This window comes from Paenibacillus sp. MMS20-IR301 (assembly GCF_032302195.1).
Classification (GTDB): Bacteria; Bacillota; Bacilli; order Paenibacillales; family Paenibacillaceae; genus Paenibacillus_AQ.
The window spans coordinates 6585001-6598577 of the sequence record NZ_CP135275.1 but is presented as its reverse complement, the minus strand read 5'-3'; the positions used below and the strand labels follow the sequence as shown (position 1 = coordinate 6598577).

Annotated in this window: 18 protein-coding genes and 4 tRNA genes (1 of these 22 running past the window's edge); 2 read left to right on the top strand and 20 right to left on the bottom strand. The window is 51.1% G+C overall.

Features of this window, described 5'->3' with window-relative positions:
- Positions 1-2: 2 nt before the first annotated feature.
- The 16 genes from LOS79_RS28445 to LOS79_RS28370 form a co-directional block, all read right to left on the bottom strand.
- The gene (locus LOS79_RS28445) at positions 3-614 is read right to left on the bottom strand and encodes a putative phage tail protein (protein ID WP_315414111.1); all 612 of its coding nucleotides are present in this window, start codon (positions 612-614) and stop codon (positions 3-5) included.
- A gap of 2 nt (positions 615-616) precedes the next feature.
- Entirely contained in the window at positions 617-952 is a 336-nt protein-coding gene (locus tag LOS79_RS28440; RefSeq protein WP_315414110.1) for a hyaluronate lyase N-terminal domain-containing protein, read from the bottom strand.
- 12 nt (positions 953-964) lie between these two features.
- The gene (locus LOS79_RS28435; protein ID WP_315414108.1) at positions 965-1987 is read right to left on the bottom strand and encodes a DUF2793 domain-containing protein; all 1023 of its coding nucleotides are present in this window, start codon (positions 1985-1987) and stop codon (positions 965-967) included.
- A gap of 1 nt (position 1988) precedes the next feature.
- Positions 1989-2402 (bottom strand): phosphoglucomutase, encoded by a 414-nt coding sequence (locus LOS79_RS28430; RefSeq protein WP_315414107.1) that lies wholly within the window; start codon positions 2400-2402, stop codon positions 1989-1991.
- Positions 2403-2404: 2 nt separating this feature from the next.
- Positions 2405-3463 (bottom strand): baseplate J/gp47 family protein, encoded by a 1059-nt coding sequence (locus LOS79_RS28425; RefSeq protein WP_315414105.1) that lies wholly within the window; start codon positions 3461-3463, stop codon positions 2405-2407.
- Positions 3456-3887 carry a DUF2634 domain-containing protein gene (locus LOS79_RS28420; RefSeq protein WP_315414104.1) on the bottom strand — a complete coding sequence of 144 codons (432 nt, stop codon included), beginning with the start codon at positions 3885-3887 and terminating at the stop codon, positions 3456-3458. The genes LOS79_RS28425 and LOS79_RS28420 overlap by 8 nt, the downstream gene beginning before the upstream one ends.
- Positions 3884-4177 carry a DUF2577 domain-containing protein gene (locus LOS79_RS28415; RefSeq protein WP_315414103.1) on the bottom strand — a complete coding sequence of 98 codons (294 nt, stop codon included), beginning with the start codon at positions 4175-4177 and terminating at the stop codon, positions 3884-3886. Before LOS79_RS28415 ends, LOS79_RS28420 begins: the two co-directional genes overlap by 4 nt.
- A gap of 4 nt (positions 4178-4181) precedes the next feature.
- Positions 4182-5144, bottom strand: a complete 963-nt coding sequence (locus LOS79_RS28410) for an XkdQ/YqbQ family protein (protein WP_315414101.1) — start codon at positions 5142-5144, stop codon at positions 4182-4184.
- A gap of 13 nt (positions 5145-5157) precedes the next feature.
- Positions 5158-5904, bottom strand: coding sequence for a LysM peptidoglycan-binding domain-containing protein (locus LOS79_RS28405; protein ID WP_315414100.1), 747 nt, complete (start codon positions 5902-5904; stop codon positions 5158-5160).
- A gap of 1 nt (position 5905) precedes the next feature.
- Positions 5906-7933: a phage tail tape measure protein gene (locus LOS79_RS28400; protein WP_315414098.1), complete on the bottom strand. Its 2028-nt coding sequence runs from the start codon at positions 7931-7933 to the stop codon at positions 5906-5908.
- A gap of 192 nt (positions 7934-8125) precedes the next feature.
- Entirely contained in the window at positions 8126-8548 is a 423-nt protein-coding gene (locus tag LOS79_RS28395) for a phage tail assembly chaperone (protein ID WP_315414097.1), read from the bottom strand.
- Positions 8549-8671: 123 nt separating this feature from the next.
- Positions 8672-9142 carry a phage tail tube protein gene (locus tag LOS79_RS28390; RefSeq protein WP_315414096.1) on the bottom strand — a complete coding sequence of 157 codons (471 nt, stop codon included), beginning with the start codon at positions 9140-9142 and terminating at the stop codon, positions 8672-8674.
- A 1-nt stretch (position 9143) separates the two neighbouring features.
- Positions 9144-10466: a phage tail sheath family protein gene (locus LOS79_RS28385; RefSeq protein ID WP_315414095.1), complete on the bottom strand. Its 1323-nt coding sequence runs from the start codon at positions 10464-10466 to the stop codon at positions 9144-9146.
- Entirely contained in the window at positions 10466-10672 is a 207-nt protein-coding gene (locus LOS79_RS28380; protein ID WP_315414094.1) for a hypothetical protein, read from the bottom strand. Before LOS79_RS28380 ends, LOS79_RS28385 begins: the two co-directional genes overlap by 1 nt.
- Entirely contained in the window at positions 10669-11088 is a 420-nt protein-coding gene (locus LOS79_RS28375) for a phage tail terminator family protein (RefSeq protein WP_315414093.1), read from the bottom strand. The genes LOS79_RS28380 and LOS79_RS28375 overlap by 4 nt, the downstream gene beginning before the upstream one ends.
- Positions 11089-11489: 401 nt before the next feature.
- Positions 11490-11978 carry an ArpU family phage packaging/lysis transcriptional regulator gene (locus LOS79_RS28370; protein ID WP_397386818.1) on the bottom strand — a complete coding sequence of 163 codons (489 nt, stop codon included), beginning with the start codon at positions 11976-11978 and terminating at the stop codon, positions 11490-11492.
- A 304-nt stretch (positions 11979-12282) separates the two neighbouring features.
- Here LOS79_RS28370 and LOS79_RS28365 point away from each other — a divergent pair, with 304 nt between their 5' ends.
- The gene (locus LOS79_RS28365; RefSeq protein WP_315414092.1) at positions 12283-12726 is read left to right on the top strand and encodes a helix-turn-helix domain-containing protein; all 444 of its coding nucleotides are present in this window, start codon (positions 12283-12285) and stop codon (positions 12724-12726) included.
- Between the two features lie 42 nt (positions 12727-12768).
- Positions 12769-13182 carry an ImmA/IrrE family metallo-endopeptidase gene (locus LOS79_RS28360; protein ID WP_315414090.1) on the top strand — a complete coding sequence of 138 codons (414 nt, stop codon included), beginning with the start codon at positions 12769-12771 and terminating at the stop codon, positions 13180-13182.
- Positions 13183-13261: 79 nt separating this feature from the next.
- On the opposite strand, the gene LOS79_RS28355 is transcribed toward LOS79_RS28360, so the two are convergent.
- The 4 genes from LOS79_RS28355 to LOS79_RS28340 all read right to left on the bottom strand — a co-directional run.
- Positions 13262-13335, bottom strand: a tRNA-Pro gene (locus LOS79_RS28355).
- A 17-nt stretch (positions 13336-13352) separates the two neighbouring features.
- Positions 13353-13426: transfer RNA gene (locus LOS79_RS28350), tRNA-Gly, on the bottom strand.
- Positions 13427-13437: 11 nt separating this feature from the next.
- A tRNA-Pro gene (locus tag LOS79_RS28345) sits at positions 13438-13511 on the bottom strand.
- A gap of 34 nt (positions 13512-13545) precedes the next feature.
- Positions 13546-13577, bottom strand: a tRNA-Arg gene (locus LOS79_RS28340); it runs 45 nt beyond the window's last position.

The window sequence follows — 13577 nt, the reverse complement described above, 5'->3', positions numbered from 1 at the left end:
TCCTATTCGTATACTCTTAATTCGTTCCAGGTTCCGCCCCGTGCGCCGTTCCAGGTAAGCTGCTTCAGTGAATCCCACCAGGTATAGCTGTAGACGAAGCTATAATCTAGATGCGCCGGTTTAATCTCCTCCATAATTTGAATCAGACCAGCCATATTGGCCGGAATGCCCAGTGTACCCACGAAACGCACCTCGAAGCTATACGCATCCGGGACTTCCGCTACCTCCACATCCCCGCCGGAAAAAGCTGACGCTGTCCGCCGGATCATCTCCGGCGTCGTCGTTCCGCTTCCCCGCAGCTTCGCCTTGATCATCTCGCGGCGGGTGGCATAAGATTTGCCTGTATCGGTGCCCAGCGCCAGCATCTGCTCCCAGCGGGACAGCCCCCAGGTGGCAGACTCCAGAATCTTCTGCCCGTCGCTGTCTGCCATTGCATAAGCAAGCCCGCCGCATTCCGCACCGGCACTCGCTTGGAGCTGCTCCATCTCGGGTACGCCCAGGTAATACTCCGGCAGATACTTCATAAGATAAGGGACTTCAAGCTGCGGCTCATCTTGCGGCTGGCCGTCTGCCGAATACTCAAGCAAGCCATATATAATGTCTCCGTAAGCCACAGCTACACCCCCTTCAGCTGATTCCAGGTCAGCGGTCCCTTGGGCAGGTAATCATGCGTATGTGCTGCCGGGGGATACACGGAAGGCTTACCGTCCACGCCTGACCAGGCAACGGCATCTGCAGTCTGCGCATAGTCGACCTTGCCGTTGTTATTGGTATCATAGATGCTCTTCAGCATGTCGCCGGTGCTTTGGGCGGCAACCAGCAGCAGGTTACTGCTGCCGTTACCGATATAGAGCTTGCCTGTATCGGTGCAGTAACCCAATTCACCTGCGGCAAGTGTGCCCAGGGCATTTTCCAGGCCGCGGCGGATTTGAATCAATGTCTTCAGTGCCATGGTCACCGCCTCCTAGAATGTTCCGCCGTCAATAATGCCTACCATTAGCCTGTTGCCGTTCCCCGCATCGTACACAAGGGTGCTTCCATCCACATTCGCAGCAACACCTGCCGCATCCACGGTAATACCTTTACCTGCAGTTACCGTAACCGCATCTGCACTCACTGCAATCCCGTTGCCTGCTCCGATATTCAGTGTTACGCTGTCAGCCTGGCCGCCGCCGGTAAGCCCGCTGCCGGCAGTTATAGTCTGCAGCGCTCCGCCGGTCCGTACCCAGACGGTGCCGTTCCAGCTGTAGATTTTCTGCTCATCGTCAATGTAAGCAGTCCAGCCGACAGCCGGCACATAATACGCCCAAGCTGCGGACTGGTACTCCGCAATCTGGCTGGTCTTCCCTGCCCAGACTCCGGTAGCGCCGGCCGGGATAATATACCGGTCCCCTTCAACCGGACTGGCCGGAGGAGCTGCCAGGTTCTGATCCTTGACTGAAGCCTGCGGCTCGATATTATGCTTAGCTAGCTCGATTTCGTTTTTAATTTTCTGCGCCGACCAGAGATCCGTGATTGCTGTTCCCGTGTCGTTGATTAACCGGTGCCTTGCAGCATCGTCAATATGAGTCTTAATCTCAGCAGCCGTCTTCGTATTCGTGCCGTCCGATACCTTGTTAGGATGCCCTGCCGTGATGTCTGCCTTAAGTACCTTGGCGTAGGTGGTACCATCCGCCACATCATCCACGGTTCCGGTCAGATCCGTTAATTTCTGTGCATTCACCCGGCGCCACGCCGCTCCGTCATCGAAATACAAATATCCGCTGTTCGTTCCGCTGCTTACATAATACAGACGGCCTACAGCTGCTGCTGCCGGACGCGAAGCCTCCGGACCGGATAATGCCCGGCCGACCATTGAATTGGAGGACCCGTCTCCGACATAGATTTCCTTAGTGTCCGTGCAGAAGCCCATTTCTCCGGCCTTCAGTGCACCGTATGTGGACAGCTCAGCCCGGGTACCTCGTTTGAGTTGAATACTCTGTGCCATTTTACACCTCTCTCTTGAAAGATCCGCCGTCAATCAGCCCGGCCTTTTTATAGCGTTCGAGCTCCACTTGTGTGGCGGTCAGTCCCGACTGCAGCTGATTCACATCATCCGCTTCGACCGTATCGCCCGGTGTCTCGTAAGTTACATACACTTCAGGCACATCCGCATAGATTTTGATCATCCGCCGCCATGGCGCTTCATCCGGCAAAGATAGCGAGTAATTCCGCAGCTCAGTCCCGGTATAGCGGGAGCCTGTGTATACGGCTAGAGTCTGGTTGTTAATGTTGTCATGGGCGAGAAGCCCACTGAACACACCGCCTGCCAGCTGCAGCTTCTCCTCTACAACATAGCTTCCGCCGTTGGCTTTTTTGTTGAGTTTATCCTGAAATACATTAATCTGCTCGGGGTATCCCATGCTTACACCTCCAGTACGATACTGCCGAAGAGCGGCACTTCCGTTTCATTCAGTGTCACATTGCCTGTCCCGCCGTTCAGCTTAAGTCCGCTGTAATCCACTACGCCCTCGGTATCCAGCAGCAGTGCCCCAACTACCGAATGGCTGATATAGGTGGCGGTAAAAGCTTTCTCCTTACGATATTTCTCCAGGATTGCCGAGAATGCGTTAATGACCGGCTGCAGCGCATATCCCGCTGCCAGCGTAACCCTGGCGGCGACGCTGATGGTTTTGCCTGCGGCCGATTCTACAGTCACTACAGCTCCCACCGGAGCCTGCCCTTCGCCAAGACCCGGAGCCGGATCAATGAATTGCTGCACTTGGGACACCAGCAGCGCAGACGCGGGCTTATGCTCCGTGTCCACAATAACTACCTTGACCGTTTTGGGCCCGGCCCACAGCGGAAAGACCCGCGCTCCTCCTACCCCCTCAACCTGCTGTGCCCACTCCATGTAGTGATATTTATTGCCGCTCGTTGAAGGCCGTCTGGCGGAAGCGAAGTAACGCTGGCGCAATACCTCATCCTCTTCCGCATCTGTACCGGGAACAAGCAGCGCCGTAATCTCTCCCCGGGCAAGCCCCGGGATATAGTCAATCGGCAGGAGCTGGCCTGAATACTGATTCCCCTCCCTGCCTGCTGCCTCACTTTCGAGGCGGTACATTCCGGGTGAGAGCTTCTCTACTGCACTATAATGAAGCAGGCCGAGCGAGAACCGGCTTCCAAGCGGAATATCCAGCAGCGCCTCACCACTGCCATAGAATCTCCCGCTCAGCTGAGCCTTGCTTGCCGGGTGGCGGGCAATCCCCGTCCAGACAATGCTCCGTTCCAGATACTCGCCCGTTGCCGTATCAGGAAAAAACAGATTGTTGCTGACCTCAAGCTCCAGATACATCTGGGCCAGTTCAGCCGCTGCCGGAGCTAGCGCATCATAGATAATGCTGCCTTCGCGCTTATCCATCCCTTCCGGGACCCGGCCCAGCATACGTTCAAGCAGCGCTTCATAGGTTTGATCTTCATACACCGGTAATCTCCTCCTTTCTAAGTTCAAAGCTGCCATACACCGTAACTGCTGTGCAGCTGAAGCTTACCGTATCACCGCTGAATTGAATGTCCACATCCGTCAGCTCCTGAATCCGTTCATCCTGCAGCAGCGCTTCACTTATAAGCCGCCGCAGCTCCGGCCTGACCAGCAGTCTGTCCTGGCCCAGCACGAGGTTCCATTCCATCCCGTAGTCCGGACTATAGATAAGATGCTCGAAACGGTTTGTCTGCAGCACTTTGACTGCGGCCTGCTTCACTGCCTCCAGCCCGTCCGCCAGCCCGGCGATCCGCCCCCGCTCCCAGTCTATACGGTACGTCAGGCTGGGGCTGTTGCCGGAGATGAGTACATTACCTGAATTAAGGGACGCTGAGATTGGACCAGACCTGCCAATTGCCGGAATCATGGTTCCATCAGCCGATCCAGAACAATATAGCTCTGTCCGCCCTGCATCCGTGCAAGCAGCACACGGTCGCCGGCTGCAAGGCCGCGGCGCAGCAGAACCTCATCGCCGGCCAGCACCGCCTTACTCTCCGTTACGGATTCAGGAACAACCAGGGCTGGTCCGCTCAGAATGAACCGCTGTTCCAATTGAATCTGCAGCGGCTCAGCCGATACCACCGTCCCATAAGAAAAAGCCACCGGATTCGTACTCGATACGACTCCGAGGCTTGCTTGTTTTATAATATCGAGCATGTTATCACACCACCTTAATGTCCAGGGACATCGTATGCTCCCCGCCTGAAATTTTATGGTTGCATTGGTCAACGAGAAACAGCTGGGTCTCCATTTCATCAAGCAGCACATAAATAAAATTACCGGCACGCACCCGCATGTCTCCGATGGCCTGCACGGAGAGACTTAGCTTCTCGCGGTTATGCAGCCTGAGCAGATTGTCTGCTTTCTCCTGAATCTGCGCAGCATTCGCTTTATCATCCGCCTTCTGGTACAGGTGAAGAATTCCCCAGCGCGCAACATTCTCCTTATCCGTGACCGGATAGAAATCGCGTTTGCCGGTTTCCTCATTATCCTTGTAGAGCAGAATCGTGTTGTAGGTATCGTTGTCGATACTTCTTTTGAGCGAATAGTCATACAAGGAATGGCCCGCGCCCAGAATCACATTCAGCAGCATCGACTGGGGCGTACGCAGCGTCAGCTTTCCGAAATCATCATAAAAAGCCATCAGCCGGCCCATATACTGCAGCTCACTGCCCACAGCCCCCATGATGATATCGAGCAGCTTTTTATCATCTTCAATCAGCGAGGGAATCTTATATTTCGCCGGCTCAAGCGTCCCCAGGCGCAGTCCGCGGTCACCCGCGATTGTACGGATTACCTCACTTGCCGTGACATTCTGCAGCACATAACTGGCATTCCCCAGCAGGTAACGGATCTGGTCGTAGGCAGTCAGCTTGATCTCCTGATCTGTACCTGTATCTATACTGAATACGAACCCGTAGAATACATCCACCCCGTCTTTTCTGAACTGCACAATGTCGCCGTTACTGATCCCAAACTTCTTGTGCTGGTAAATTCCGCTGTCCGCCAGTGTCAGCTCAAGTGTCGACGGCTTGCCGGTACGTGTGGTTTTCCAAGTGATGTCAGTAGCAATTCCGGAAATATCCCAGATCGTACCTGCTTTATTGATCACTATCAATTCCATCTGCCCTAGCCTCCTACGACAATTTTATTACTCTGCCGGGTTTGAGCTTCTTCAGTTCACTGTCCGGGATACCGTTAAGCTGCTGCAGAGTCTTGGCTTTACTGCCGTCACCCAATTGTTTTTGCGCTATGGCCCAGAGGGTATCACCGGCTTTGACCGTATACGCAGCGGCTGCTGCCTTCTCACTGGCCCGCTTCTGCTGCGTTTTCACTTCACCGGTTTTGCCGACCTTCACTGACAGCGCCTGATAGAACACATACTTCTTCAGCCCGATAGTATATTCAATATCCCCTGATGAACCTGCACTCAGCTTCCATGAGAAGCTCTCGATGCTGACGGCCATATTAATACCGATATCCCCTGTAAAAGTCTGCTCGGCCACCGAAGCCGCCCGTTTCAGCCAATCTGGAGTTTGCGCAGTCTGCACATTTACCGCCTTCAGCCCCGAGAAAACAAACCGGACCGGCCTGCGGCTCAGCATCCATTTGCGGATCAGCTCGACATATTCATAGGGCTTCAGCAGCTTGCCGGCGCGTTCCTGCGGATACACCACAAACGGGTAATACTGAGCCGGAAAAATACTCTCAATCGTAATCTCCGTCAGCTTCGGATAGGCAATCGCATTGATTTCACCAAGGTCGATAATCGTGTAGCTTTTTCCGTCGCCGATCTCCTTGATCTCCAGCGTCTCAGGGTTAACCGGAAGCCGGATTACCTCTTCATAATTGTTGAAGCTAAGAAAGAATCCATACTCTTCCATGTTACGTATACACCCCCTGCGCCGTTGAGACGAACTCCTCTTTCAGCTTTTGCCCAATCTTCGTAATAATAGAGTCAATATCACCAGAATTATTAATATTACCCGTTGTTACCTGCACAGTAGGTGTCAGCTCAACGAAATTCTGAATGGACTGAATCTCCGCCAGCTCGCGCAGCATATCCAGGTCATCACTGGAGACATTCACTTTTTCATTAATGGAACCGACCTCGTTTACTTTGTTGATGTTGCTGAGGGTGCCGTTTTGACTGGCCAATATTCCAGTACCGCCTCCCGGATTGATCTTTGGAATACTGGTCATATTTTTAAAGGTCTTTGTGGCTTCTCTGCTTTTATTCCCGAATTTCTCAAAAAGGTTGTCCCCATTTTTCATTCCATTATTGTATGCATCTTTAACATTAGCATAGTCTTTCAGCTCAGTATGCCGTTCCTGAATATTATTGTCCGGCTTGATCGTCTCAAGCCCCTGACGGTATTTCTGAATGAGATCACTGGCAGCATGCGGAGTTTCCGGTTCTTCTATTTTAAGCTGAAGCTTGCTGATTCCCAGCTCGTCGAAGAATGGAAGTTGACTCATTGCCTCAATCAGCCAGTTGAACTTATCCAATACCCACTGGATCGCTTTAGCCATTACCTTCATGAAACCTCCGGCGAAGCCTTCTGCTCCGACAGCAATATTATAGAGTACATCCAGCGCTCCGGCAGCTAGTCCATATAAGAAGCCTTGCACTTTATTTACAGCTGTATTAAAGGTATTAATCATGAAATCACTGGCTATAGCGAAGACATTGTAAATCCAGATCCCTATATTCTGTATTACAGCAATCAGAACCGAGAACGCACCCACGATGAAACCGACTACATCACCCGCCGAGACGCCAAGCTTCTGTAAGATTAATAATAATGCCGCAATCACTGCAATTACGATTAGAATAGGCCAGTTAGCCACCAGCCAGGCAGCTGCGAGCATATATACCTGGACTATCATAGCCGCCAGAAAAACAACAGCTATCGCTTCAAGGATAGGCTTGATAAAGGCCCAGTTATCCTGAACCACTCCGGCCAGCCACAATAATCCGTCGACCACCACCGAAATTACATTTGCTATGAAAAGAAAACCATTAGCCATGGCGTCAATAATCGGCTGCAATTGGCCTGAAGTCAACGCAGTATTAATTGTATCCATTACCGGCCGCAGAGCCCCTAACGCTTTGGCACCAATTTGTCCGAGGGCGCCGTCAATGTTGTCATTCATTTTGTTCCAGTCAGCAATGTCCCCAGGCTCCGCGGCCGCTTTCACCGCCTTCTCCCCAAAGGATTTGATGGCATTGAAGGGAGTAGCGATATCTGCGGTTTTGAGAAAATTCATTACTTTGGGATCCTTTTTAGGCGTTGGCGGTGGTGGAGGGTCCGGAGGCGGCGGAGGCGGCGGAGGCGGCGGTGGCGGCGGTGGTGGAAGCGGGTCCTTCCTTAAATTAATTCTAGGCTTTGGAAGCACCTCCGGCTCTGGCGCTTTTACCTCCGGTTGCTTCACTTTAGGCTTTTTCGCTTCCGGCTTCTTTTCTTCAGCTTTCTTTTCTTCTTCGTCTTTATCCTCCTTTTTTTCAAGCCCTTCCCACCATTCTACTTCTCTAGGCTCTTCCTCTTCCGGTTCTTTGTTAGCCTTCTGTACCGATGGGGAAGCATTAAGCGTATGGACTGCCAGCATCTGTGATTGAGCCGCCTGCTGGCTTTGCTCTATCACAATGGATCGCGATACTTCCACTTTTACCGGCAGCCGCCGGAATCCTTCAAGCAAAGTATCATTGATCTCCTGCAGAGCCAGAATGATACGATCCTCGGAGCGGATAATTTGCTCACTGGAGCGTTTTACAGCAGCCTGAAACCCTTTAACAGAACGGTTAACGGACTCCAGGTTGTTATTCGCACGCAGGCACTGCTTATGGACAGCCTTCCAGACCGTAAGCGATTTGAGCGGTACCATGACGACTTTGGATAGTTCTATTGCCATTCATTCACCCCCTTCATCTTCTCTTCCCCTTACTCCGCGCACGCTCCCGCTTCTCCTTGTCCACACGTACGGCAATCATCGCATAGACTGCGGCACGCTCGCGTACGGAGAGCTTCATCAGCTCATGCGGCAGAATATGCAGCTCGTGGAGGGCGTAGTAAGCCAGATTGGCTTCACCATCGCCCTCGTTAATCAGTTTTTTACTTCATCCACCAGCTCGTTCATATCTGTAGCGAAGCCGTTAAGCGCCTGAACCCGTTCACCCAGGGCAGCGAATTCACCCGGCAGCAGCATTTTGCGCAGCAGCGATTCCGCCCCCATTACACCGTAAGAACGCTGCAGCTCACTGTTCTTCAGATCCGGATGCACGACGCTTGACGTCATCAGCTTAGCCATATATTCATTGGGATCAATGTCCGTGGTATAGGTGCCGTTTTTCCCCTTCACCTTGCGGGTGGCCGCTTTCCGGCATTCCTGGTTCTCATCCTCATTCATACTGCGCAGCTTCCAGACGGCAGGCTTACCTTCCTTGTCTTTGAACCGCAGAGAGACAATAAATTCCTCCGTTGCATCACAGGCCGCATTTTGGGCAAAAAACAAACTCAATTCACTCATGATGTTCCTCCCGGAATATTAGATTTAATTAGGCTAAAAAAAACAGACGCTGAGAACAGACCCGCCGCAAAACAACCCGATATAGATCCGGATACATTGCGGGGGCCCCGGATCATCTATAAATTATTGGCCGGAATTAGCCGTAGCACTGAAGGGCTGAACCAGCTCCACATCTTCAAAGGTAAAGCTGACCTCTTCCTCCAGCGCATCCGACTCCGTATCCAGTGAAGCCATAATTACGCTGTCCAGATTGACATCCTTCAGCATGATGCGCTGCGCACCCACCGATGAAGACGGATCCTCATTGGTTACAATAATACTGAAATACTGGTCAATTCCTGTCTTCATATATTCCAGCATCATCTGGCGGAAACGGCTCGTCATATAGAAAATCGTCATCGTGCCGCTGCCTGACCAGCCCGTTGCCTTATGCTGCACGCCGCGGCGTCCCAGTGTCTTCACTTCCGCCTTCTGCTTCTCTACCGTGGCTTCCAGAGTCTTCACATAGAACATTTCTTCCGTTTGTCCGTTAATTGTGGCATACGCACGGCCTTCCTGGCCGGAGAGGGTATCACTGGCTTTCAAAAATGTCATCTTAAACCACCTGCACTTTCATATATACTTTTTCTACGGAATCCACCGGCTTGACGGCTACCTCCAGCACAACGCTGTCGCTGTCTGCTCCGGCTGTAACCACAATATCGCTCTGTGCGTTGAAGCTTTCAATCGCCCCAAGATTCTGCAAGTCGTTCATATAGGTAACGCACTGCGACCAGAACAGCGCCCGCCCGTCTTCATTATTCGGCAGCTTACCGATGAAGTAGTTCTCGAAAATCCGCTTCAGATCACCAGCAATTCCATCCAGCACACGCAGAACGCGATTCTTGGAGAAGGCTTTGCCCTTATCCGGTGAGAATGAAGTAAAGGTGTTGATGTCTTGCTCTACCACAGCGCGGCCCCCGTTATAAGTGAACAGCAGTTCACCGCCAGTGAGTGCAGCTACAGTCTCAGAATGGCTGAAGCGGACATCTGCATCCACAGCATCGTCGTACCCTTGATAAGTCAGGGACTCGTTCACTGCAGCGGCAGCAGTTGCTCCAGCTACCCAAGCCACGGCGGCCGTCTTATCAATAATGGTTCCATCACTCAGCACCACACCGTTCGCCACGCTAATGATGCCTTCATGACCGGCCGTAGCATAATCGGACAATACAGCCTGCACTTTTTTACCTTCCGTATTACGCAGACGTTTTGCATAGGCACTGTATAGAGCCTTCAGCGAGTTATCCTGCGAGATTAGGGCAACTGTCTGGAAGTCCTGTACCTCAAGTGCCGACAAGAAGGCACTATGCTCAGCATTGGTGACTGTACCGTTCGCACCTCCAGCCAGCGGCATTCCTGCCGTTAGCGTCAGCGCTCCGGGTCCGTTCGGCTTAAATTCTACATAATCATTCGCATTCAGTCCGGCAGCAGCAGCTACGGTCTGCTTGTCTACTTCGGCATTATCAAGCAATGTCCGCACATCGAACGCGGCACTGTCGTCGATATTCTTTTCAATAACAACTTTAAGTAAGTTGCCCCGCTCCCCACCATAACGCGCAGTAACCTGAACCCCGTTATTCGTCACAGTTGCCTGGACACCCTCATTCAAACGGTAGAGCAGCAGCGTGCCTGCCCGTTTCAACACTTCCCTTACCGGAAGCAGTGGTGTATCGGTCAGATCATAACCCAGTACCTGTTTGAAATCCGCTTGGGCAGTAAGCTTAAGAATCACTCCCGCCTGCCCCCAAGGCAGCGCAAGCGCCAGTGCCGCCGTACCGCGTTCCCCCATTTTACCTGCAACGCTACCATTTGAGGCCACATTTACGTATACCCCCGGACGCACCTTGTTTTGTGTTGTCCATGTTCCTCCAGCCATTAGATAACCTCCTTAGTTAGATACAGCTCCATTAATTGCTTTACTTCCTCGACAGTGTAGTATTCATTCTCTTGCAGTACTACAGCCAGTACATCCTTTTCCTTAGGTGAAAATACGGCTGAGCCCGCGAGCTGCTTTTTTCCAAAAGTATTCTGCTCCCGCCCGCACTGCTCCAGCTCACTTGTCTTCACTTCATTCGCATTCATTTCAGCCCCATCCCTTCTCTGAGATGAATCATAGGCCTGGCCTCATCAGGCAGCTGCTTCTGGAGATAGAGCATATAGTCCACCGTGAACAACGCCCCGCTTCCATCCGTGCCTGCCTCCCACGACTGGCGTACCACGCGAAAAGCAGAGTTACCGCTTTCCTGTACCGCCAGCGCCTCGCATAATCCATCTGCCAATGCCTCTGCCTCAAGCACACTTCCCTGCTCGTAGCGGATACCGAAACGGTAAACGGCCATGTATCTTCCTTCCCGCTGCCTGTCATAGGTTGCCGAGATCAGCACCGGCTGGAAGTAAGCGGATTGCGGCTTGTCCCCATCTGCATAGACGGGAATCTCCGGATAAAACTTTATCAATGCGGCTGTAATGCTCTCCCTTATTCGCTCAACGGTCATCATCCCAACCCTCTCCTCAATCGTTGTGACTATCCCTCCCTAAAGAATTAATGTCTGTCCCGCCAATGGCTTGCCGGCAGAAGAGCTTTCACCGCTTAGTAAGAGCCGCTTCAGGGCGGATAGTAGTAGAGCATTCATGCTCCTGCGGTGTCTTTCTGCTTCAGTTGCCATGTTATAATCATAGACCCTTTGAACCCTAGTGCAGGCGTAATCCGGGAGGTGAACGGGCTAACTTCAGGGGGTTAACGGGATGGGAAAAGACAGTCTGCGGAGCAGCAAAATAACCCCACATAGTTGCAAAAAAGCCATATCACCCTAAAAGGGGATACGGCCTTCTGAAATCCTTATCTCAGTTACACGTTGCTTCTCCAAAATCCTGCACGGGAACATGCACAAATGGTGTTCTACTTTTTCTCTTTCCGACCTCCCGGAGCCTGCTTCTCCAGTGCAGTTAACGACAATAGCTGCAGATCCGCCAGAGCGAGTGCCATTTTATAAAAAGCCTTCGATCTTATCTTTACATAGGTATCCTTACTCACAGGAGGATCGAACACATGATTATAGATCGTATAGTCGTAGCTCTCTTCCCGCCGCATATACCTTTCCCGCACCAGCTGCTGTTCTCTCTGTGTGAGCCGCTCTACAACTGAATCTATCACGGCACAATATGCTCTTCGTGCTGCAGGTACATCCACATTATGAGCCGCGATGGCTGCTGTCTGATCGCTAACTGCATTCGTTGCTCCATGAAATCTTTCATTGTAGGAATACGTAATGCTTGCCTCTTTAGCCTCGAAAGTAACCGTCTTAAAGATCCGGTACTTCTCCAGCATGTTTTCTATAGTGACCTGAGTTTGGCGGCGGTCAAGCTCGGGCAGTGAAGATAGAATCATCATATAATCTACTCCTTTAATGGTGATCTTGATTGTGATACAGCATTGAGATCATTATTGCGGACCTTTCCGGCCAAATGTGTTATGATCTTACTTGTTCGTATGTTGTTCCCCTTTTTCAATAATATACCACTTATCTGCCAATTCCGTAAAATCTCATTTAAGCTTGTTTTTGAGCATAAACAGGCTGAATTCATACTTTCTCTTACCTTTTGGCAATAATATACGTTTTATTGTTTACCTATAGGCAAAAAAAGCTTATATTATTAGCAACAGCTTATTAGGTCATAAGGAGTGGTTAACGATGGCAGAGGAGTTTGGGAATTATCTGAAGCAGCTTCGGGAACAGAAGGGTCTGACAATTAATCAGCTGGCTTCCCTTGCCGGAATCAGCGGAGCACAAATTTCACGGATAGAGAATGGATTGCGTGGGGTTCCTAAGCCTGCTACACTGCGTAAAATTGCTGAAGCAACGGAGGTATCCTATGAAGAGCTTATGGGGTATGCCGGTTATCTGACAGACTCAGAGGGCAGTCCAGAGGAGACTATCCCCGAATGGGCTACATCTAAGGATAAACGGGACTTCCGGCAAATGCTTGAAGATGATGGTGAGCTGATGTTTGACGGGATCCCGCTGAACAAAGAGGATAAGCAGCGGATTAAAGATGTTCTGACAGGGCTATTCTGGGAAGCTAAGCAGATGAATAAACGGACTAAGCCTACGCACGGTTCCAATACTAAGGATTAGCAGGAGTATCATATAACTACTAACAAGCTGCGGGTGAAGAATATGGATGAGCTAATCAATCGACTGGTCAAAAAATATAAAACCAACAGCCCGTTCGAGCTATCTCGGGCACTAGGGATCCACATCAGATTCATGGACCTCGGCAAAGGGACCAAGGGTTTATATTACCGTAAATTAAGAAGAAGGTTTATTGTCATTCATAACGAGCTGCCGCTGGAGTGGCAACGCTTCGTATGTGCACATGAACTGGCACATGACCGGCTTCATAAAGGAGTTAACCGTTTTTTTCTGGAGGAGAATTCTTATTTCTCACCCGGGAAGCTCGAACGCCAGGCTAATCAGTTTGCAGTTAAGCTGCTATCTGCGGGAACCTCCATTGATCAAGAGGAATCCTTAATGAGCTATTACTCAAGGATTGGCATTCCGGCAGAAGTGATTTTTATCGGGGATGAGTAAAGGAGCTTGTGCTCCTTTATTGACATAACAAAAAACTCTTACCGCAGTAAGAGTTCGTTGTCAGCTAGAAGCTGTATGATCGGGATGACACGATTTGAACATGCGACCCCCTGGTCCCAAACCAGGTGCTCTACCAAGCTGAGCTACATCCCGAAACTATGAAATTAATATGGAGCGGGTGATGGGAATCGAACCCACGCTATCAGCTTGGAAGGCTGAAGTTCTACCATTGAACTACACCCGCAAAGGTGAAAATCGGGATGACACGATTTGAACATGCGACCCCCTGGTCCCAAACCAGGTGCTCTACCAAGCTGAGCTACATCCCGTTAATATAAACTTTGTTACTTCAAATAAGAAAAATGGCGCGCCCTAAGAGATTCGAACTCCTGACC